26 protein-coding genes are annotated in these 20210 nt (G+C 66.0%); 13 read left to right on the top strand and 13 right to left on the bottom strand.

What is annotated here, in order from left to right; translation table 11 throughout:
- Positions 1–68: 68 nt before the first annotated feature.
- The gene (locus KDW96_RS03015) at positions 69–413 is read left to right on the top strand and encodes a hypothetical protein (RefSeq protein ID WP_255838937.1); all 345 of its coding nucleotides are present in this window, start codon (positions 69–71) and stop codon (positions 411–413) included.
- 287 nt (positions 414–700) lie between these two features.
- On the top strand, positions 701–1411 hold the full coding sequence (locus KDW96_RS03010; RefSeq protein WP_370295303.1) for a transglutaminase-like cysteine peptidase: 711 nt from the start codon (positions 701–703) through the stop codon (positions 1409–1411).
- Between the two features lie 106 nt (positions 1412–1517).
- Here the strand turns inward: KDW96_RS03010 and KDW96_RS03005 are convergent, their stop codons facing one another.
- Positions 1518–1889, bottom strand: coding sequence for a glutathione S-transferase N-terminal domain-containing protein (locus KDW96_RS03005; RefSeq protein WP_255838936.1), 372 nt, complete (start codon positions 1887–1889; stop codon positions 1518–1520).
- Between the two features lie 184 nt (positions 1890–2073).
- Here KDW96_RS03005 and KDW96_RS03000 point away from each other — a divergent pair, with 184 nt between their 5' ends.
- Entirely contained in the window at positions 2074–2295 is a 222-nt protein-coding gene (locus KDW96_RS03000) for a DUF3820 family protein (RefSeq protein WP_255838935.1), read from the top strand.
- 54 nt (positions 2296–2349) lie between these two features.
- Here the strand turns inward: KDW96_RS03000 and folE are convergent, their stop codons facing one another.
- Positions 2350–2898: a GTP cyclohydrolase I FolE gene (folE, locus tag KDW96_RS02995; protein WP_255838934.1), complete on the bottom strand. Its 549-nt coding sequence runs from the start codon at positions 2896–2898 to the stop codon at positions 2350–2352.
- A 90-nt stretch (positions 2899–2988) separates the two neighbouring features.
- Entirely contained in the window at positions 2989–3330 is a 342-nt protein-coding gene (locus KDW96_RS02990; protein ID WP_255838933.1) for a winged helix-turn-helix transcriptional regulator, read from the bottom strand.
- 87 nt (positions 3331–3417) lie between these two features.
- Between KDW96_RS02990 and KDW96_RS02985 the strand changes: the two genes are divergently transcribed.
- A complete protein-coding gene (locus tag KDW96_RS02985) occupies positions 3418–3966 on the top strand; it encodes a carboxymuconolactone decarboxylase family protein (protein ID WP_255838932.1) in 549 nt (182 codons plus the stop codon).
- Between the two features lies 1 nt (position 3967).
- Here KDW96_RS02985 and KDW96_RS02980 read toward each other — a convergent pair whose 3' ends face one another.
- The 4 genes from KDW96_RS02980 to nhaD form a co-directional block, all read right to left on the bottom strand.
- Positions 3968–4534, bottom strand: coding sequence for a Smr/MutS family protein (locus tag KDW96_RS02980; protein ID WP_255838927.1), 567 nt, complete (start codon positions 4532–4534; stop codon positions 3968–3970).
- A 58-nt stretch (positions 4535–4592) separates the two neighbouring features.
- Complete coding sequence (locus tag KDW96_RS02975; RefSeq protein ID WP_255838926.1) at positions 4593–4913, bottom strand: hypothetical protein; 321 nt, start codon at positions 4911–4913, stop codon at positions 4593–4595.
- 147 nt (positions 4914–5060) lie between these two features.
- Positions 5061–5657 (bottom strand): cysteine hydrolase family protein, encoded by a 597-nt coding sequence (locus KDW96_RS02970; RefSeq protein ID WP_255838925.1) that lies wholly within the window; start codon positions 5655–5657, stop codon positions 5061–5063.
- Between the two features lie 202 nt (positions 5658–5859).
- Positions 5860–7056, bottom strand: a complete 1197-nt coding sequence (gene nhaD / locus KDW96_RS02965; protein ID WP_255838924.1) for a sodium:proton antiporter NhaD — start codon at positions 7054–7056, stop codon at positions 5860–5862.
- Between the two features lie 269 nt (positions 7057–7325).
- On the opposite strand from nhaD, the gene prmB reads away from it, so the two are divergent.
- Positions 7326–8258, top strand: a complete 933-nt coding sequence (gene prmB / locus KDW96_RS02960) for a 50S ribosomal protein L3 N(5)-glutamine methyltransferase (RefSeq protein ID WP_255838923.1) — start codon at positions 7326–7328, stop codon at positions 8256–8258.
- 16 nt (positions 8259–8274) lie between these two features.
- Here the strand turns inward: prmB and KDW96_RS02955 are convergent, their stop codons facing one another.
- Positions 8275–9072, bottom strand: a complete 798-nt coding sequence (locus KDW96_RS02955; protein WP_255838921.1) for a hypothetical protein — start codon at positions 9070–9072, stop codon at positions 8275–8277.
- A gap of 390 nt (positions 9073–9462) precedes the next feature.
- Here KDW96_RS02955 and aroC point away from each other — a divergent pair, with 390 nt between their 5' ends.
- The 7 genes from aroC (at position 9463) to KDW96_RS02920 (ending at position 14558) form a co-directional block, all read left to right on the top strand.
- Positions 9463–10554 (top strand): chorismate synthase, encoded by a 1092-nt coding sequence (gene aroC, locus KDW96_RS02950; protein ID WP_255838920.1) that lies wholly within the window; start codon positions 9463–9465, stop codon positions 10552–10554.
- Between the two features lie 20 nt (positions 10555–10574).
- Positions 10575–11726 carry an MFS transporter gene (locus KDW96_RS02945; RefSeq protein WP_255838919.1) on the top strand — a complete coding sequence of 384 codons (1152 nt, stop codon included), beginning with the start codon at positions 10575–10577 and terminating at the stop codon, positions 11724–11726.
- Entirely contained in the window at positions 11723–12343 is a 621-nt protein-coding gene (locus KDW96_RS02940; RefSeq protein ID WP_255838918.1) for a methylthioribulose 1-phosphate dehydratase, read from the top strand. The genes KDW96_RS02945 and KDW96_RS02940 overlap by 4 nt, the downstream gene beginning before the upstream one ends.
- A 34-nt stretch (positions 12344–12377) precedes the next feature.
- A complete protein-coding gene (locus KDW96_RS02935) occupies positions 12378–12923 on the top strand; it encodes a 1,2-dihydroxy-3-keto-5-methylthiopentene dioxygenase (RefSeq protein WP_255838917.1) in 546 nt (181 codons plus the stop codon).
- 93 nt (positions 12924–13016) lie between these two features.
- Positions 13017–13700, top strand: a complete 684-nt coding sequence (gene mtnC, locus KDW96_RS02930; RefSeq protein WP_255838916.1) for an acireductone synthase — start codon at positions 13017–13019, stop codon at positions 13698–13700.
- 98 nt (positions 13701–13798) lie between these two features.
- Positions 13799–13990 carry a PLD nuclease N-terminal domain-containing protein gene (locus KDW96_RS02925; protein WP_255838915.1) on the top strand — a complete coding sequence of 64 codons (192 nt, stop codon included), beginning with the start codon at positions 13799–13801 and terminating at the stop codon, positions 13988–13990.
- 1 nt (position 13991) lies between these two features.
- Positions 13992–14558: a histidine phosphatase family protein gene (locus KDW96_RS02920; RefSeq protein ID WP_255838914.1), complete on the top strand. Its 567-nt coding sequence runs from the start codon at positions 13992–13994 to the stop codon at positions 14556–14558.
- Between the two features lie 10 nt (positions 14559–14568).
- Here the strand turns inward: KDW96_RS02920 and KDW96_RS02915 are convergent, their stop codons facing one another.
- The 4 genes from KDW96_RS02915 to KDW96_RS02900 form a co-directional block, all read right to left on the bottom strand.
- Entirely contained in the window at positions 14569–15099 is a 531-nt protein-coding gene (locus tag KDW96_RS02915) for a hypothetical protein (protein WP_255838913.1), read from the bottom strand.
- Positions 15080–16144, bottom strand: coding sequence for a DUF3179 domain-containing protein (locus tag KDW96_RS02910; protein ID WP_255838912.1), 1065 nt, complete (start codon positions 16142–16144; stop codon positions 15080–15082). The genes KDW96_RS02915 and KDW96_RS02910 overlap by 20 nt, the downstream gene beginning before the upstream one ends.
- Before the next feature lie 119 nt (positions 16145–16263).
- Positions 16264–16758, bottom strand: coding sequence for a methylated-DNA--[protein]-cysteine S-methyltransferase (locus tag KDW96_RS02905; RefSeq protein WP_255838911.1), 495 nt, complete (start codon positions 16756–16758; stop codon positions 16264–16266).
- Between the two features lie 4 nt (positions 16759–16762).
- The gene (locus KDW96_RS02900; RefSeq protein ID WP_255838910.1) at positions 16763–17650 is read right to left on the bottom strand and encodes a DNA-3-methyladenine glycosylase family protein; all 888 of its coding nucleotides are present in this window, start codon (positions 17648–17650) and stop codon (positions 16763–16765) included.
- 169 nt (positions 17651–17819) lie between these two features.
- Between KDW96_RS02900 and speE the strand changes: the two genes are divergently transcribed.
- A complete protein-coding gene (speE, locus tag KDW96_RS02895) occupies positions 17820–18680 on the top strand; it encodes a polyamine aminopropyltransferase (RefSeq protein ID WP_255838909.1) in 861 nt (286 codons plus the stop codon).
- A 72-nt stretch (positions 18681–18752) separates the two neighbouring features.
- On the opposite strand, the gene KDW96_RS22145 is transcribed toward speE, so the two are convergent.
- Entirely contained in the window at positions 18753–19289 is a 537-nt protein-coding gene (locus KDW96_RS22145) for a methyl-accepting chemotaxis protein (RefSeq protein WP_370295495.1), read from the bottom strand.
- Positions 19290–20210: the final 921 nt, after the last annotated feature.

Here is a 20210-nt window from a genome sequence, read left to right as displayed (position 1 = left end):
CTGCGTAACAAACAGCAGGCACGCCTATCCAATGTGTGGGGATCGGGGGAAGAAAAGAGGATGGCACCATGAAAACCACAATCAGCACCCTGGCCGTTGGCGGTACTTTCCTGGTACTCGCAGCTGCTATATCCGGCCAAGCAGTAAGCGCGCCTCTGCCGCAAGTCGAAGATCAGTCCCTCTTGTTACTGGCAGAAGGCGGAAGTGGACGTCTGCTCGAGTACCACAGCCAACGTCTCGATGGTTTGCAAGGCATGGACGACGAAAGCGAGCGCTTCGTGCAGATGCTCGAGCGTAAGCCTACTGCCGCAGGCCCTGAATTCGATCGTGAAGATCGTCAATCCATCAAGCAACCTGAAAAGCAATACCTGTCCCCGATTCACGAAGAAAGGTCTGAGTTTGGGTGGCATTGAGTGAGGAGGCTTGCCGTTCCGGGCGCTTCAGGTCAAGCCTGAGCCCCCGGAAACTGGCATTTCGTTTTCCATCGCGTATTAACTCGACGGGTTTCTTTAGGTGGGGTCTTTCGCGCTAATAACCAAACAATCTTGATCAATACTCTGGCAAGACGTTAGTCTGACCGAGCGAGTGGTATCGGCTCGTAGGTGATGGGCACGCTTCATATACGGGCCTTCATCCATTGGCTCAACGGATTGATCTACGCGACTGAATTCGGCGCCCGCCTGGTTCTCGGAGATCTAACGTGTTGCTCAAACAGTTTCTTCAAACCACGTGCGCCAATGCCCTGTGCCGCGTGATGGCGGTCTCAACGTTGAGCGCCGGCATGCTGATTGGAGTCCCCGAGGCCAAGGCCAGCTGGAGCTTCGATCAGATCATGCGCAAGGCGGAAAAGCGCTACGGTCGCCAGGGCCCGGCTAAAGATCGCCTGCTGTCCTGGAATCTGCTGATCGAGAGCAGTCGCTATCTCCCCGAGCGGCAAAAGCTCGTCGCTGTGAACCAGTTTTTCAACCGAGAACTTCGCTTCATGGATGACGCGGCCCTTTGGAAGCAGAGCGACTACTGGGCCACGCCGATCGAGACCCTGGTGCAGGGAGCCGGAGACTGCGAGGACTTTTCCCTGGCAAAGTACTTCACCCTGCGTAAGCTGGGAGTGCCCGAAGAACGCTTGCGTATCACCTACACCCGCGAACTGACCCGCGGCCAGGCGCACATGGTGCTCAGCTATTACGCCGCGCCCGGCGCCGAGCCGCTGATACTGGATAACCTGACCGACGGCATGCTCCCCGCATCGCAACGTGAGGATCTGCTGCTGCTGTACGCTTTCGATGCCCACGGCCTGTATCAGGTGGAGAAGGACGGCCTGCGGCGTACCGGCAATACCGATCGCCTTCCGGGGTGGCAGGCGCTAATGGCCAGGATGCGCCAGGAAGGCTTTTCCCTCGAACAAGGCTAGGTAGGCAGTCGCATAACTTGCTGCCTGAGTGTCTGCTGCTCTATTTAGAGCCGCCTCGGCGCCCCGGCGTGTGATGTTCGGTCTGAGGCGCGTGCAGCGTTGTCGATCAGATCCCGGCGAAACGCTGATTCAGGTAGGCGATGATCGCTTTCGACTCGTACAGCCAGGTGCTCTGGCCATTCTCTTCGATGCGCAGGCACGGAACCTTGATCTTGCCACCTTGCTCAAGCAGGGCCTGCCGGTGTTGTGCGTCGTTCTTGGCATCGCGCAGGCTGACCGGCGCGTTCAGCTTGTGCAGGGTGCGCCGGGTCTTCACGCAGAACGGGCAGGCATGGAACTGGTAGAGCGCCATGTCGGCGGCGGCCTGTTCGACGACGGCCTGGGCCGCGGCTGTGCGCTTTTGCTTGCGCGGACGGCTGATGAAGTCGAGAAAGATGATCAGCTGGCCGAGGCCGATTCTGAGTGCCTTGATAAGCATCGTGCGAAGAACCCTGGATTGAAAATAACGGGCGCGAAGCTTACCCGAGTTTTCCGCCGCTGGCCTCAGTGCGCGCCGAACGGCGGTGCAGTTGGCGGCATGTGGTGGTGGCCTTGGGCATAATCCCGTCTTCGTCGAATACCGGTTGGCAGCCAGCGCGGAGCCGGCCCTGAGTGAGTGCCCAATGAAGCCCGAAGACCTGCGCCTGCTGGTGACCCGTGAAATGCCCTATGGCAAGTACAAGGGGCGGCTGATTGCCGACCTGCCCGGACACTACCTCAACTGGTTCGCCCGCGAGGGGTTTCCCGCCGGAGAGATCGGTCGTCTGCTGGCCCTCATGCAGGAAATCGACCATAACGGGCTGTCGCCTTTGCTCGAGCCGTTGCGCACCAGGCCCCGACGCTAGACCGAGCGGCCACAAAAAAGCCGGCCCAGGGCCGGCTCTTTCTGCAGTTCTGGATCAGTTTTTGATCAGGCTGAGGAACTCGCTGCGGGTGGCGGCGTTCTCGCGGAACTCGCCGAGCATCACCGAGGTGATCATCGAGGAGTTCTGCTTCTCTACCCCGCGCATCATCATGCACATGTGCTGAGCTTCGATGACCACGGCCACGCCGAGGGCGCCGGTGACCTCCTGGATCGCCTCGGCAATCTGGCGGCTCAGGTTTTCCTGAATCTGCAGGCGACGGGCGAACATGTCGACGATCCGCGCCACCTTGGACAGGCCGAGCACCTTGCCATTGGGTATATAGGCGACATGGGCCTTGCCGATGAACGGTAACAGGTGGTGCTCGCACAAGGAGTACAGCTCGACGTCCTTCACCAGCACCATTTCGCTGTTGTCGGAGCTGAACAGGGCGTCGTTGGTGACTTCTTCCAGGGTTTGCTGATACCCGCGGCAAAGGTACTGCATCGCTTTGGCGGCGCGCTTTGGCGTGTCGAGCAGGCCTTCGCGGGAGGCGTCCTCGCCGAGTTGGCCGAGAATCGCGGTGTAATGCTGTTCCAGGGACATGGATCTACCTGTGGACCTTCAGATGGGGAGCAGACGCGCAGGTTAGGGCGCCGCAGCGGCGCTGGCAAGGGTGACGCGCATGTGAGCGGCTCAGTGACCGTTTTGCTCGACCAGGCGGGCAGCCCAGCCGTCGGCCCACTGGGCCAGTGGCAGGCACTGTTCGATCAGCTCTCTGCCCAGTGGCGAAAGCTGGTAGCCCTGTTCGCCGTTTTCCAGCAGGCGGTTCTCTCTGAGCTCCCCCAGACGGGTATTGAGCACCGAGGGCGACAGCCCTTCGCAGCGGCTCTGCAGCTCGCGGAAGCTGGCCGGCGCCTGGTTCAGCTCCCACAGGATGCGCAGGGTCCAGCGCCGACCGAGCAGGTCGAGCAGGGCCATGATCGGGCGGCCCGTGCTGGAACCGCGCACCGGTTGGCCGGGTGTGGGTGTACTCATGCTGTTCCTTGCTTCGGTTTTAGTAGCGATCGAAAGGAGTGCTTGCTACTATTTTAGTAGCTTTTCACTCGAGTCGGGAGTTCGATCATGAGTCAGAGCCGTGTCCAGCCCATGCAGGCGCCTTACGCCGAAGATATCCAGGCCGCCTTCGACAGCATCATGCCGCCGGGCGTGCCGCCGCTGAAACTGTTTCGCAGCCTGGCGCACAATCCGCGGGTGCTGCGACGGATGCTCGCTGGCGGTCTGCTCGACCGTGGCAGCATCGGCCTGCGTGAGCGCGAGCTGCTGATTCTGCGTGCCACCGCGCGCTGTGGTGCGGAGTACGAGTGGGGGGTGCACGTGGCGGCGTTCAACGGCAAGGCCGGCTTCAGTCAGGCGCAGCTGGCCGACACCTGCGCCGCGCAGCCTGACGCCGGTCTGTGGACCGCCTCGGAACTGACGCTGCTGGCGTTGGCCGATAGCCTGCACGCCAGCGCCGATGTCGACGACGCATTATGGCTACGCCTCAGCGAACACTTCCGCCCGGAGCAGCTGATCGAATGCCTGTTGCTGGTGGGGCTCTATCACGCGGTGTCGTTCGTCGCCAACGGCCTGCGTGTCGAGCATGAGCCTGGTGCGCCGCGATTCCCCGCCTGAATCATTCGTCGCGACCGTCCATCATGGTGCGCTTGAGCACCACATAGACTGCGCCGGTGCCGCCGTGTTTGGCCACGCAGGAGGTGAAACCGAGTACCTGTGGGTGCTGGCGCAGCCAGGTGTTGACGTGACTCTTGATCATTGGCTTGCGGCCGTCCATGCGTACCGCCTTGCCATGGGTGACGCGCACGCAGCGGATTTCCAGCTTGGTCGCTTCGGCGAGGAACGCCCACAGGGTGTCCCGCGCTTTCTCGACGGTCATGCCGTGCAAGTCGAGGCTGCCGTCGAAGGGGATCTGACCGAGCTTGAGCTTGCGCATCTGGCCCTCCTGCACGCCGTTGGCGGCCCAGTACAGGGGATCTTCGGCGCCCACGTCGATGACGAACTGGTCGGACAGGCCGTCGACCTTGTTCGACTCGACGCGTACCGAGGCAGCCTGGCGCAGGGCATTCAGGCGCTCACGGTCGAGTTTGGCCTTGCCTGTATCGGCACGGTCGTGCTTGAGCGGCTTGAGCGGCTTGACGCCGCGTAGCTCGGCTTGGAACAGGGAAAAATCGTCGTCTTGCATCTGGGCCTCCGCGAAGGCCGCTAGTTTAACCAAGGTCGGGGCCTGGGTGCTGGGCCGATCAGCCGCGTTTCTTCATCAGGTGGGGGGCCAGGCTCAGGTCGCTGGGGCGGCGCAGGCGTCGCCGGCACATGCGCCAGGCGGCGACACCGGCCCAAAGCAGCAACAAACCCAACGCCAGCAGCACGCCGGCGGCGCCGGGCGAGTCGTTCAGTGTGCCCAGTGCCGGCGGGCGGCCGAGCAGGGTGGCCGCACCGGCCATCGCCAGCAGCACGCCGAAGGCGGCGAACAGTGCCGCCAGCATGGCGGCCAGGCGCAGGCGCCAGTTGCGGTGACTGCGTGGCCGCAGGCGGCGTGCGTTGAAATCATCGGATAACTTCATTCCGACTTCCTCTGTGGCTATCGGCGGCAAGACCGGTAGGGTACGCCCCGGTTCCAGCGAATGCCGTGCGCGGATCGGCGATTAGCGTCGTCCGTGCAGCGCATCAATCAGCCCCGGCTTGCCCGCGCCGGGCGGGCAATGGTTGGATCAGATCAACGCGCTGGCTTGCGGTACCAGGGCGGCAAAGTTGTCGGCCAGGGTAATCATCTCGATGCGGTGCACCTCGGCGGCGGCGATCACCTGGCCGTCCGGCGTCGGCAGGTCGCGGGTGGCACAGGCGGCATCGACCAGGGTGCAACGGTAGCCATAGTCCTTGGCGGCGCGCACCGTGGTGCTGATGCTTGAGTGCGTCATGAACCCGCAGATGACCAGGTCCAGATGGCCCTGGGCCTGCAGGCGCTCATGCAGCTCGGTGCCGGCGAAGGCATTCGGCAGGCGCTTTTCCACCACGGGCTCGCCCGGCAGCGGTGCGACTTCTGGAAGGTGTTCGCCGCGCGGTCCGCGTGGATCGAGCAGCCCACCCGGAATTCCCAGGTGCTTGACGTGGACGATCGAGCTGCCGGCGTTACGTGCGGCCGTCAGCAGCTTGGCGATTTCCGCGAGCGCTTCGTCCAGGCCGGGCAGTTGCAGCACGCCGCTGCGGTATTCCTCCTGGGCATCGATGATCACCAGGGTCGAATTACCCAGGCTGGCTGGCGCGTGGGCACGGCCGGTGAGTTGGAACAGGGTTTGCGGATGAGACATGGGAGAGCTTCCTCGCTGGCGCGGACCACAGGCTTCATTGTCCTCTTCTACGCCTCCGCTGTGAACTACTGCACAGCGCAGTCGAATGATGGGGAGGGGGGGCGCCGGGCGCTTGGGGGGGCTGATGGACGCCAGCGCCCCCCAGTGGCGTTGCCTCGGGGCGGGCGCCAGCGGCCCGCGGCGTTCCCGCCGCAGGCGGATGTCAGTACAGGCCGAAGTACTGGAACTGCAGGTACCAGATGCCCAGCGAGCCGAAGAAGTTGACCAGGATGGCCGGCAGGAACTTCAGGTGCACGCCGAAGCTGTAGCTCTTGTCCAGCGACATGGCCATCACCCCGGCCGCCGAACCGACCACGGTGAGCGAGCCGCCGATCCCCACCATCAACGCGTTCAGCGCCCACTGGTCCAGGCCCAGCTGCGGGTTGGACATCAGCGCCGCGGCTTCCACCGGTACGTTGTCCATCACCCCGGAGGCGACGCCGAGCACCACGTTGACGGCGGTCGGGTTCATCACTTCGAACAGTTGCGAGATGTAGGTCAGCCAGCCGACGTGATTCAGCGCCGAGACCGAGGTAATGATGCCGATAAAGAACAGCAGCGCGTTCCATTCGACCTTCTGCAACTGATCCTGCCAGGGCAACTCGATGCCGCGGTGCATCAGCAGCCAGGCATAGAGGGCAACCATGCCGAGGGCAATGCCGATGGCGAACTCGATGCTGACCTTCAGCAGGATGTTGCACAGCACCGCACCGACGATGGACACCAGGCCGACAATGGCCAGACCGGCGCCACCTGGCTTGAGCGCGGTCTCCGACTGATCGGCCCGGTGGATCAGGGTTTCGCCGTCGAGCTTGCGCAGGTAGAACAGGTGCAGGGTGGCGGCGAACAGCAGCCAGCCGATCAGTGCCGACGGAATCAGCAGCAGCAGGCCGGCGATGCTGATCTTGCCGGCCAGCACCACCATCAGGCTGGTGGAGGTGCCGAGAAACCACACGCCGCTGTTGGAAGCCACCACGATATTGCACAGCGCCACATGGGTGTAGCGCTGGTGGACGGAGATGCTTTTCACCGTCTTGCCGAAGATCATCGCCGTGGTGATGTTGTTGAGAAAGGGCGACAGCAAAGCCGACAGCGCGCCGGTGGCCCAGAACATGCCCCTGGCGCCCAGGCCCTTGCGCATCAGGTAGCCGTTCAGCGCGGTGAACACGTTCCGCTCGTTGAGCAGTTCCACCACCATCCACATGAAGGCCATGAAGGCGATCAGACCGAACAGCTCCTCCTTGGTCTCGCTCTGGGCGTGGAGGAAATACTGGAAGCCGTTGGGGTCGGTGAGGGCGTAGTGAGCGCCAATTACGATCAAGCCGGACATCATGAACATGGCCGGCTTGAATTTATCCATCTCTAGTTGTGCTTCAAAAATGATAAGCGTCATTCCAATCAGGAATATCGCAAGCACGAGCAAGCCCGTGAGCGAGAAGGGTTCTATGACCATTTAGGGGGAGTCTCGAGGGAAGGGATAGGACGGGTTAAAAAATCGTTTCAAATTATATCGGCGCGCCCTGGGCTTTGGCAGCGGTACTTGAGGGGCGGTGCGGCGTTTTCGTTCGGCAATGCGTCGCGGCTGAGCCGTTCGGCTAAACTGCACGCTCTTTTTTCCGGAGACTGCCTGTGACCGCCCTTTCGCCCGCCAGCCAAACCCGCCTGCGCACCCTGCGTGATTACATCCGTTGGGCGGTTAGCCGCTTCCATGGCGAAGGGCTGTTTCATGGCCATGGCACCGACAATGCCTGGGACGAGGCGCGCCAGCTGGTGCTGGGCGCTCTGCACCTGCCCTGGGAGATCGCCGACAGCTACCTCGACTGCCGACTGGAAGACGATGAGCATGCGCGGTTGCAGGCCCTGCTCGAGCGGCGCATCGGCGACCGGGTGCCGACCGCCTACCTGCTCGGCGAAGCCTGGTTCTGCGGCCTGCCGTTTCTGGTCGACGAGCGCGTGCTGATTCCCCGCTCACCCATTGCCGAGCTGATCGAGCAGCACTTCCAGCCCTGGCTGGGCACTGAGCCGGCCCGCATCCTCGACCTGTGCACCGGCTCGGGCTGCATCGGCATCGCCTGTGCGTATGAGTTCCCCGAGGCCGAGGTGGTGCTGGGCGACCTGTCGTTCGAGGCGCTGGAGGTGGCCAACCAGAATATCGAGCGGCACGGCCTGGAAGAGCGGGTCTACACGGTACAGGGCGACGGCTTCGCCGGCTTGCCGGGCCAGCGCTTCGACCTGATCGTCTCCAACCCGCCCTATGTCGACGCCGAGGATTTTGCCGACATGCCGGCCGAATACCAGCATGAGCCGGCCCTGGGCCTGGCCTGTGGCGACGATGGCCTGGACCTGGTGCGGCGCATGCTCGCCGAGGCCGCCGATCACCTCACCGACAAGGGCCTGCTGATTGTCGAGGTCGGCAACAGCCAGGTGCACGTCGAGACGCTGTACCCCGAGGTGGACTTCACCTGGCTGGAGTTCGAGCGCGGCGGCCACGGCGTGTTCCTGCTGGCGGCCCAGCAGTGCCGCGAGCATCAGGCGCTGTTTTGCCAGCGCCTGAATGCTTGAACGCTGAGGGGCGCAGTTAGCGCACCGACATCCAGATCAGCAAGCCGGCCTGGAACAGGCAGAACGTCACCAGGCAGCCGACGGTAAAGCGCAGGGTGCTGTCCTCGGCCCTGAAGCGATCGATGCGCTCTTCCTGCTTGCGGATCTTTACCGCCTGGTCGTGCAGGGCCTGGTCGGTTTGCTGCAGCATGGCGGCAACCTCCAGCGTCTCGACGATCTGGACCTTGTCGGCATTCCAGTCCTCGTGCAGCGCGCCGAGCCGCGGCGCACCGTAGTGAGCCTTGAGTTGCAGCGGGTCGAGGTAGTCCAGGGTAAAACCCTGGGCCAGCAGGCAATGATCGCGCCGAGCCCTGGCGTCTTCACTGGCCACTGCCTTGGCGGGCAGTGCGCCGCCCTCAACCTGATAGTGGGCGCAGTGCTGCTTGGCCCAGGCGATGCCCTGGGCCAGCAGGAAACGGCCCAGGCCGCGGTTGCCGGGCTCTACCTGCAGGCCGCCTTCGGGGCCGAAGCGCACCTCCTTGCCGCGGTGATCGATCCATACCTCCAGCCGGTTCTGCTCGGGGCGCAAGTGTTGACCGGGCAGTTGTACCGTCAGGCGCAGCAGGCTTTGCGCCTTGCTGTGACGCACCAGGCGGCCCAGTTCGGCAAAACGCAGGGGCCGCAGTCCGGTACTGCGGTCGGCTGGAAGCGGGGCCAGGCGCAGCAGACGGAACTGTTCGGGATCGAGATTCGCCCAGGGATGGGTCGCTTCGACCGCTGCCGGCGGATCTGCGGAAATGTCTGGTTTGGGCGCCTGGGCCTGAGGCTCGAGCATGGGTCTGCAATCCTGTGCGCGCGTACGAATGCGAGTAACGAGTATCCGGATTATCGGCCGCTTTCTCTCAAGCTGGAGCGCGAGCCGTCGCTATGCAGTGGGCCAGGGCAGGGGGCATTGGCTCTGCCCTGGCTGGCGCAGTGCTGGATCTGGCATTGCGCCGCGTCGCGGGGCAGCTTGCAGCGGGCCCGTAAACAGAAGCAGCGGCGATCCGGGCGTTCGTGCCAACGGACTGTAACCCTTACAAGGAAGGGCTTCGATAGCTTCTACGGCCAAGGTTCGAGGGGTGAACTGGAGCGGCGCCGCGGGTATACTCGCCGGCTTTACTGAGTGGGGCCTGGCGCGCTGTGGCGGCCGGTCCGGAGTCGATTCCCGCGGAGCCTTTTGCACATGTCCGGCAATACCTACGGCAAGCTGTTCACCGTCACCACCGCCGGCGAAAGCCATGGCCCGGCCCTGGTCGCCATCGTAGACGGCTGCCCGCCGGGGCTGGAGCTGAGCCTTGCGGACATGCAGCGCGACCTCGACCGGCGCAAGCCGGGCACCAGCCGCCACACCACCCAGCGTCAGGAAGACGACGTGGTGGAGATCCTCTCCGGGGTGTTCGAGGGCAAGACCACCGGTTGCGCCATTGGTCTGCTGATCCGCAACACCGATCAGAAGTCCAAGGACTACTCGGCGATCAAGGACCTGTTCCGCCCGGCCCACGCCGACTACAGCTACCACCACAAGTACGGCATCCGCGACTACCGCGGCGGCGGTCGCAGCTCGGCGCGCGAGACCGCCATGCGCGTGGCGGCCGGCGCCATCGCCAAGAAGTACCTGGCCACCGAGGGCATCCTCGTTCGCGGCTATATGAGCCAGTTGGGCCCGATCGAGATCCCGTTCAAAGGCTGGGACAGCGTCGAGCAGAACGCCTTCTTCAGTCCCGACCCGGACAAGGTGCCGGAGCTGGAGGCCTACATGGACCAGCTGCGCCGCGACCAGGATTCGGTCGGGGCCAAGATCACCGTGGTCGCCGAGGGCGTGATGCCCGGTCTCGGCGAGCCGATCTTCGACCGCCTGGATGCCGAGCTGGCCCATGCCCTGATGAGCATCAATGCGGTCAAGGGGGTGGAGATCGGCGCCGGTTTCGCCAGTGTCGCCCAGCGCGGCACCGAGCACCGCGACGAACTGACGCCCGAGGGTTTCCTGTCCAACAATGCCGGCGGCATCCTCGGCGGCATCTCCAGCGGCCAGCCGATCGTCGCCCACCTGGCGCTCAAGCCGACCTCCAGCATCACCACGTCGGGGCGCTCGATCGATGTCGACGGCAACCCGGTGGAGATGATCACCAAGGGCCGCCACGACCCGTGCGTGGGCATCCGCGCCACGCCGATCGCCGAAGCGATGATGGCCATCGTGCTGATGGACCACCTGTTGCGTCACCGCGGGCAGAACGCCGGCGTCCGCGTCGGCACGCCGGTTCTGGGGCAGCTCTGAGGCATGTCGCGGGTCAGGTCATGAGCCCCGCGTTGCCCTACTGGCGCCTGTCCGGCTTCTACTTCTGCTACTTCTCCCTGCTCGGCGCCACGGCGCCGTTCCTGGCGCTGTATTTCGATCACCTGGGCTTTTCCGCCGCGCGCATCGGCGAGCTGGTGGCCATTCCCATGCTGATGCGCTGCATCGCCCCGAACCTGTGGGGATGGCTGGGCGACTACAGTGGCCGGCGCCTGGCCATCGTGCGATTCGGCGCGGTCTGCACCCTGCTGTGCTTCGCCGGCATCTTCATCAGCCAGAGCTATGCCTGGCTGGCGCTGATCATGGCCGCCCATGCGTTCTTCTGGCACGCGGTGCTGCCGCAGTTCGAGGTCATCACCCTGGCCCACCTGCGCGAGCGGGCCACGCGCTACAGCGAGATCCGCCTGTGGGGCAGCATCGGTTTCATCGTCGCCGTGGTCGGCCTGGGCAAGCTGTTCGAGTCTGTCAGCCTGGATGCCTTTCCCTGGGCCCTGGTGCTGATCATGGCCGGCATCGTCGTCAGCAGCTGCTGGGTGCCCAATGCCGAGCCGCAGATGCGCCCCAGCGACCCGGCCCTGGGCGGCTTCCTCAAGCAATTGCGGCGCCCCGGCATTCTGGCGTTCTACTGCAGCGTCGGCCTGATGCAGCTGAGCAGCGGGCCCTACTACACCTTCCTCACCCTGCACCTGGAGGCGCTGGGCTACGCCCGTGGCCTGATCGGCCAGCTCTGGGCCCTGGGGGTGGTGGCGGAGATCGTGCTGTTTCTGTTCATGGCCCGACTGCTGGCGCGCTATTCGCTGCGCACCGTGCTGCTGGCCAGTTTCCTGATTACCGCGCTGCGCTGGCTGCTGCTCGGCACCCTGGCCGATCACCTGGCAGTGCTGCTGTTCGCCCAGCTGATGCACGCGGCGACCTTCGGCAGCTTTCACGCCGCCGCCATCCATTTCGTCCAGCGCAGTTTCGCCGACCGCCAGCAAGGCCAGGGTCAGGCACTCTATGCCACCCTGGCCGGGATAGGCGGCGCCCTCGGCGCGCTGTACTCCGGTTACAGTTGGAACAGCCTGGGGCCGGCCTGGACCTTTGCCATCGCCAGCCTGGCAGCCCTGGCGGCTGCCGTCATTACCGCCACACGCTTGCAAGAGGAGAGGCCATGAGCCCGACCCGCGAACAACTCGCCCAACAGATCATCGAGGCCGGCCGCTTTCTCTACGGCCGTGGCTGGTCGCCGGCCACCAGCAGCAACTACTCGGTGCGCCTGTCGCCGAGCGAAGCGCTCTTGACCGTGTCCGGCAAGCACAAGGGAGAATTGGGGCCGGACGACGTGCTGGCCACCGACCTGCAGGGGCGTAGCCTCGAGCCGGGCAAGAAGCCCTCGGCCGAGACCCTGCTGCATACCCAGCTGTACAGCTGGAAGCCGGAGATCGGCGCGGTGCTGCACACCCACTCGGTCAACGCCACCGTGCTGTCGCGCCTGTGCCTCAGTGAGTCGCTGGTGTTCGCCGACTACGAGCTGCAGAAGGCCTTCAGCGGCGTCACCACCCACGAGTCCCAGGTCGAGGTGCCGATCTTCGACAACGACCAGGACATCGCCCGCCTGGCGGCCAAGGTGCAGCCCTGGCTGGAGGCCCATCCGGACTGCGTCGGCTACCTGATCCGCGGTCACGGCCTGTACACCTGGGGCGCGCGGATGAGCGACGCGCTGCGCCAGATCGAAGCCTTCGAGTTCCTCTTCGAGTGCGAGCTGAAGGTGCGGGCCCTGCACAAGGCCTGATTCCGTTCCCCCCAATCACAGCGAGAGCCCGAGCATGAGCAGCCTGAGCGTCTACCACGAATCTTCCCCCGACCAGCCGAACAAGGTCCTGACCCACCTCGAGGACATCGCCAGCACCCTGGCCGAGGTCGGCGTGCGCTTCGAGCGCTGGCAGGCCGTGGCGCCCATCGCCCCCGGCGCCAGCCAGGACGAGGTGATCGCCGCCTACCGTCCACAGATCGACCAGCTGATGAGCGAGCGCGGCTACGTCACCGTCGACGTGATCAGCCTGAGCGACGACCACCCGCAGAAGACCGAATTGCGCGCCAAGTTCCTCGACGAGCACCGCCATGCCGAGGACGAGGTGCGCTTCTTCGTCGCCGGGCGTGGCCTGTTCACCCTGCATATCGACGACTACGTGTACGCCGTGCTGTGCGAGAAGAACGACCTGATCTCGGTGCCGGCCGGCACCCGCCACTGGTTCGACATGGGCGAGCACCCGCACTTCGTGGCCATCCGTCTGTTCAACAACCCGGAAGGCTGGGTCGCCCAGTTCACCGGCGAGGACATCGCCAGCCGCTTCCCGCGCCTGGAAGACTGAGCCTGATTTTGGGGCGGCTGCTACGGCGAGCGCCCTGCTGACTGCGTCGAGGTGGCGGGCCGGGAGGCCTGCCACCCAAACTTTGGAGTTGCCATGCCGATCAAAGCCATTCTCACCGATATCGAAGGCACCACCAGTGCGGTGAGCTTCGTCTTCGACGTGCTGTTTCCCTATGCCGCCCGGCACCTGCCGGACTTCGTTCTGGCGCACGCCGACGAGCCGGCGGTGGCCGAGCAGCTGGCGGCGGTGCGGGCGGAGAGCGGCGAGCCCGAGGCCGACGTCCAGCGGGTGGTCGAGATCCTCCTCGGCTGGATCGCCGCCGACCGCAAGGCCACGCCGCTCAAGGCCCTGCAGGGCATGGTCTGGGCCGAGGGCTACCAGGCCGGCCAGCTCAAGGGCCATGTCTACCCCGATGCGGTGGAGGCGCTCAAGCGCTGGAAGCAGCAGGGCTACGACCTCTATGTCTACTCCTCCGGCTCGATCCAGGCGCAGCGCCTGATCTTCGGCTGCTCCGAGGCGGGCGACCTGACCCCGCTGTTCAGCGGCTATTTCGACACCACCAGCGGGCCCAAGCGCGAGATCGCCTCCTACCGCAACATCGCCCAGGCCATCGGTTGTCCGGCCGAGGAGATCGTCTTTCTTTCGGACATCGTCGAGGAGCTGGATGCCGCCCAGCAGGCCGGCCTGCAGACCGTCGGCCTGGCCCGCGAGGGTGGCGAGCTGGCCGGCCACGAGACCGTCGCCAGCTTTGCGGTGATCGACCTCGATCGCCTGTAGGCCATTGCGCCGCGTCGCTCGACCCGGCAGCGGCCCGGAGCGATCCGGCCAGGGGCGGCTATCCTACGAGGGCAACCCACCTGCACAGGAGTGTCACCATGGGTTCTACCTTGAATGGCCTGCTCGGCCTGGTCATTTTGGTCCTGGATATCTGGGCCATCCTCCAGGTGATCAATAGCGGCGCCGACACCGGCAAGAAGGTGCTCTGGGTGCTGCTGATCCTCTTCCTGCCGGTGATCGGCCTGATCATCTGGGCCCTGGCCGGGCCGCGGAGCAGCGCGGCGCTCTGACATGCCCGACCGCTTCGTCGCCTGTCTGTTGCTGGCCTGGCTGGCCCTGCCCGGTGCCGCCCAGGCCAGCGAGCGCGAAGCCTGGGATGCCCTGCGCGAAGGGCGGGCCGTGCTGCTGTTGCGTCACGCCACCGCGCCGGGCATGGGCGATCCGGCGAACTTCCGCCTGGGCGATTGCTCGACCCAGCGCAACCTCGACCAGCGTGGTCGGGATGAGGCACGGCGCTGGGGCCAGTTGCTGCGAAATCAGGGCATTTCCCGCCCGCGCCTGCTCAGCAGCCGCTGGTGTCGCGCCCGGGATACCGCGCAGCAGATGGACCTGGGCCCGGTCGAGCCGCTGCCGGCACTGGACTCCTTCTTCGCCGCCCGTGCCCGGGCCAAGGCGCAGACCGCCGAGCTGGTCGAGCGGGTCAACGCCCTGATGCCCGGTACGGTCATGGTGCTGGTGTCCCATCAGGTCAATATCACCGCGCTGACCGGGGTCTATCCGGCTTCCGGCGAAGGGTTGATCCTGGCCCGGCCGCTGGTGCTGCCGGCCCAGGTTTTGGCGCGCATCCCACCCCCCTGAGTGGCCGGGTTCACAGCAGTCCCAGCAGGCGCGGCGCGCCGCGACGGCGTTGCCACAGGCGGCTGCCGATCAGCAGCGTCAGTGACAGTGGCAGTAGCCAGGAGAACAGGCCGACGAAGGCGCCGAGGCCGGGGATGCCCACCAGCAACAGCAGGCTCGGCGCGCAGCAGGCACCGCCGGCCAGCAGCGCCGGCCACAGGCCGATGCTCCAGGCCGCGCGGGCGCCGGACGAACAGCTGGGGCGCCGGCGCAGGGCCAGGGCGCCGTGCAGGTTGGCGCCGAGCAACAGGCCCAGGAGCGCCGCCAGCAGCAGGTTGAGCGGACTCAACAGCACCAACCCATGCCCCAGCTCGAGCATGGCGATGGCCTCGAAGTGCCAGGGCCCGCGCTGGGCGATCAGGCGCTGCCAGTCCCAAGGCAGGCTCGACCAGCCCCAGCCGGCCGGTCCCAGGTCCAGGTCGCCGACGGCATACAGGTAGAGCAGCCCGTAGACCGCGGCCGCCACGCCGACCAACGCGCGACTAATCTTGCTCGTGGCCATCGAGCAGTACCGTCTCGGGGTAGAAGGCGTACCAGGCGAACCACATGGCCTCGAACGCATTGATCGGCTCCAGACCTTGCAACCCTTCAGCCTGAGGACCCTCGGCGGTGAAGCGCAGCGATGCCGGGTCGAGTGGCACGGGCCGGTCGGCGCGCAGCACCCAGCCGGTATCCAGGCCGGGGTCGTGGATGATCAGGAAGTGCTCGTCGCCGTGCCGATAGTGGATCAGCTGTTGCGCGCGCAGATAGGCCTTGTCCACCGCGACCGCCACGCTGGCGGTGCGAAAGCCGAGGATGCTGTGCTTGCTGGGGTAGCGCGCGTCTTCATGCATCACCGGAAACATCAGCGCGTCGGCGGCGTAGTAGCCGCGCAACGGCTGGTAGCTGCCATAGGGGTCGCGCCTGTAGTTGCGCAGCGCGCCGGTGTCGGTGGTGAGCACCAGGGTGTCCGGGTGGCGGGCACGCCAGTTGGCCCAGGTGCTCCAGAACACCCGGATCTCCGCCAGCTGCCGGCCCTGGGCGGGGCCGCTGATGGCGACGCCGGGGATCTGCGACCAGTGGCTATCGCTGGCGCGGTCGTACATCACCACGTTGCTGTTGACCAGCTTGCCGGAAACGCCGAACTCGCTGTCGCCGCGCTGGAACCCCAGGGCCGTGCCGGTCAGCGGGCAGTAGGTGATGCACAGCGGCTCGCCGGCGATGCGGTCGTTGACGATTTCGTGCCACACCAGAATCCGCTGCGGGTAGGCGCGGGCCTGGCCGCCGTGATAGACGCCGAACACCCAGTCCTCCGGCGCCAGGAAGCGCTCGGCGCTGGCGGCATCCTCGAAGCGCGGGCGATCGATGGAGGGAATGCCGTCCTTGCCGGGCCCACCGGGCAGCATGATCTCGGCATAGGCCTGCGGCGGGGCGGCTAGCAGGCGCTGCGGCGCGTCCGGCGGGTCGTCAAGCCGACCCGCATGGCTTACAGCCACCAGCAGGCCGAACAGTCCCAGGGCTGCGCCGACTGTCTTGAGCGGTGCTCTGTGTGCAAGTGTCCAGGGCATGGGTTGGCAACCTCCTTCTCCCGCGGGCCCACGGCCAGGCCCGGAAGGTGAGTATCTAGAGGCTTAGATCGCCGCCGGCGTGCGCTGTTACAGGTTGCCGTCGTGCGCTGCGGCGAGGGTCAGAACACCAGCGCCTGCTGGGGTGACTGCACCCCCTCCAGCTGCAGCAGCAGCGCCTTGCGTGCCAGGCCGCCGGCGTAGCCGGTGAGGCTGCCGTCGCGGCCGATCACCCGGTGGCAGGGGATGATGATGGCGATCGGATTGGCGCCGTTGGCCGCGCCGACGGCGCGCACCGCCCGCGGCCGACCGATCGCTTCGGCCAGGCCGCTGTAGCAACGGGTCTGGCCGAAGGGGATCTGTTGCAGGGCTTGCCACACGGCCAACTGGAAGGCCGTGCCGCGGGGCGCCAGGGGCAGTTCGAAGCGCCGCCGCCGGCCGGCGAAGTAGTCGTCCAGCTGGCGGCAGGGCGCGTCCAGCTCGGCTCCGGCCGATTGCCAGTCCTCTTCGATTTGCCAGGGCCGCTCATCCATCTCCATCAGCAACTGCTGCAAACCGGCTTCGTCGCCGACCAGCAGCAGGCGACCGACGGGACTGTCGTGGTAGCGGTAGTGCATGACCTCAGCCTCCAGAGTAGTTGTGCCACAGGTGTGCCGCGGCGTAGGCGCGCCAGGGGCGCCAGGCCTCGGCGCGGGCCTTGAGCTGCCTGGTGCTGATGCCGCCGGCGCCCCACAGCGGCGCCTTGAGCAGGCCCAGGTCGCTGGCGGGAAAGGCATCGGTCTCGCCGAAGGCGCGCAGGGCGATGTATTCGGCGGTCCAGGGGCCGATGCCGGGCAGGGCGCAGAGGCGCTCGATCAGCACCTCGCAGCCGTCCGCCAGGTCGAGGCGCAGGGCGCCGCTGGCGACCTGGCTGGCGAAATGCTGCAGGGTCTGCACGCGCTTGCCGGGCATGCCGATGCCGTCCAGGTTGGCCTCGGCCAGCGCTGCGGCCGTGGGGAACAGCCGCTCGACGCCGGCGCCCGGGGCATCGTTGAGCGGTTCGCCGAGGCGGCTGACCAGGCGCGCGGCGATGGTCACCGCCGCCTTCACCGTGACTTGCTGGCCGACGATGGCCCGGATCGCCTGTTCGAAGGGGTCGAAGGCGGTCGGCAGGCGCAGGCCGGGGTTGTGCGCCACCAGGGGCGCCACCAGCGGGTCGCCAGCCAGGTGCGCGGCGATCTCCAGTGGCGCGGCATCCAGGTCGAACATGCGCCGTACCCGCTGCACCAGTTGGGGCAAGCAGGCCAGCGCCGAGTGGCTATGGCGCAGCTGCAGGGCGGCTTGGCCTGGCACGGTTTGCACGCTGAACCAGCCACAAACGTCTCCCAGGCGAAAGCTGCGGCAGTAGGCGTCGGTGTCCAGCCGTTCGACGCCGGGCAGGGCGCGCAGCGCGTAGTGGCCCTGGAACTGTTGCCAGTGCCAGGGCGGTTGATAGGGCAGGAGTAGCGGGGGTGGGTTGGCTGGCGTCATCGGACCACGATAACCGCCCGTCACGCGCCTGTCAGCGCGCGCCTGACTTTCAAACGGCCAGGGTTCGACCTGTCATGTGCGGCGACGTAGAATGCACGCCTTTGTTCAGGCGGCGGGCGTCAGTGGCGGCTGTCCAGTGCATTCAACGATTTCGACGAGGGATACCCCCATGAGCGACTACCAAGAGACGCTGTACGACGGCTATGGTCAGCGTTTTCGCGTGGACAAGCTGTTGCACGAGGTGCGCACCGAGCACCAGCACCTGGTGATCTTCGAGAACGCCCGCATGGGCCGGGTCATGGCCCTGGACGGGGTGATCCAGACCACCGAGGCCGACGAGTTCATCTACCACGAGATGCTCACCCATGTGCCGATCCTCGCCCATGGCCTGGCCAAGCGCGTGCTGATCATCGGTGGCGGCGACGGCGGCATGCTGCGCGAGGTGTGCAAGCACGACAGCGTCGAGCACATCACCATGGTCGAGATCGACGGCACCGTGGTCGACATGTGCAAGGAGTTCCTGCCCAGGCATTCCAGCGGCGCCTTCGATGACCCGCGGCTGAACCTGGTGATCGACGACGGCATGCGTTTCGTCGCCACCTGCCAGGACAAGTTCGACGTGATCATCTCCGACTCCACCGACCCCATCGGTCCGGGCGAGGTGCTGTTCTCCGAGAACTTCTACCAGGCCTGCCGCCGCTGCCTGAACGACGGCGGCATCCTGGTGACCCAGAACGGTACGCCCTTCATGCAGCTGTCCGAGGTGCAGACCACCGCCGGGCGCATGCGCGGGCTGTTCGCCGACTGGCACTTCTACATGGCCGCGGTGCCGACCTACATCGGTGGCAGCATGACCTTCGCCTGGGGCGGCACCGACAGCGGCTACCGTAAGCTGTCGACGGAGACCCTGCGCCAACGCTTCGCCGGCAGCGGGATCGTCACCCGCTACTACAACCCGGACATCCACCAGGGCGCCTTCGCCCTGCCGCAGTATGTGCTGCAGGCGATCAACAAGCCCAGCAACGACTGAGCCAGCCGCAGCCTGAACGTCCTGCAAGAGCCCGCCGAGTGCGGGCTTTTTCATGGGCGCGGCGGCTCGACGCTATTGGCCGATGCGCCGGTGCAACTGCTGCGACAGTTGCTCGAGCTTCTCGCCCAGCACCACCAGTGACTCCTGGGCGCCGAGCAGTTCGGCGCTGGCCTGACGCTGGCGCTGGCTGGCCTCGCGTTGCGCCGCGCTGTTGTCGCGTACCTCGGCCAGTTGCCGGTGGGCCTGGTCGAGGGTCTGGCGGTGCTGCAGGATGGAGTCGGTCAGGGCGTTGGTCAGGCCGAGGTTGCTGATCAGGGCCGTGCCCACCTCGCTGACCTGGCCGACGCCGGCGGCGATGGTCTGCTGCGACTGGCCGAGCACGCTGTGCACGGTGTCGGCGGTCTGGTTGCTGCGCTGCGACAGGTTGCGCACCTCGTCGGCCACCACGGCGAAGCCGCGGCCCTGCTCGCCGGCGCGGGCCGCCTCGATGGCCGCGTTGAGGGCCAGCAGGTTGGTCTGCTGGGCGATGGCGCTGATCATCTGCATGGATTCGGTGATGCGCCTGTTGCTCTGCTCGATGGCCTGCATGCTCTGCTGGGCCTGCTGCATCTGCTCGGCACAGAGGTTGACCTGGGTGCTGCTGTGCTGGGTGTCCTGGCTCAGGCGCTGCATCTGCGCGGTGCTTTCCGACAGGCTGGCGAGCACCTGATGCAGGGCGTGGTCGAGCTGCAGCATGGCATCGGCCTGGTGCTGCACGTCGCGGTCGATGCTCTGGCAGCGCTGGCGGATGCCGCCCTGGGTCTGCTGCAGCTGGCCGGCCATCTGCAACAGGTCGGCGGCGGTGCTGCGCACGTCGCCCACCATGCCGGCCAGTTGCGCCTGGTTGTGTTCGGCCCGCGTGCCGAAGGCGCGCGCTTCTTCCACGGCCTGTTCGGCGTCGCGCAGTGCCCGGATACGCACCCGGGCGCTGTACCACTGCGCCAGCCACACCGCCAGCATCGGCAGGATGAAGCCCGAGTAGGTGTTGACGGTCGCATCGCGCGGGCTCAGCTCGAAGGCAGGCAGCGCCGCGCCAGTATGCTCCAGGCGGATAAGCCAGAACACGAAGAGCACCAGTACCAGGCTCCAGAGGGTCGCGCTGCGCGCGCCGGCCAGCAGGTAGGCGAAGGCGATCAGTACCGGTGCCCAGTAGATGTGTGCCGATTGCAGGCCGCCCAGTTGATAGGTGATCAGCATCCCGTAGCCGCACATGAAGCCCAGGGTAAGATTGGCCGTGGCGCCCAGCGAGAACAGCGAACTGCGCAGCAGCAGCAGGGCCAGCGGCATGCCTAGGAGCAGGAGCAGCGAACCATAGGTCAGGACCTGATGATCCAGGCGGCTCCACTTGATGCAGCTGTACAGGCCCACCACCAACCCGCACAGGGTCGTGAAGATCAGGGTGCGGGCCAGTAGCAGACGGGTCGGTTCGGTGAGGTCAGGGGGCAGGAAATGCCCGAGAAAACCCTGATGCATGAAGGTCTCCACTCCAGG

This window comes from Pseudomonas benzenivorans (genome assembly GCF_024397895.1).
Lineage (GTDB): Bacteria > Pseudomonadota > Gammaproteobacteria > Pseudomonadales > Pseudomonadaceae > Aquipseudomonas > Aquipseudomonas benzenivorans_A.
The sequence above is the reverse complement of the archived record's forward strand: the minus strand, read 5'-3'. Positions and strand labels throughout refer to the sequence as shown.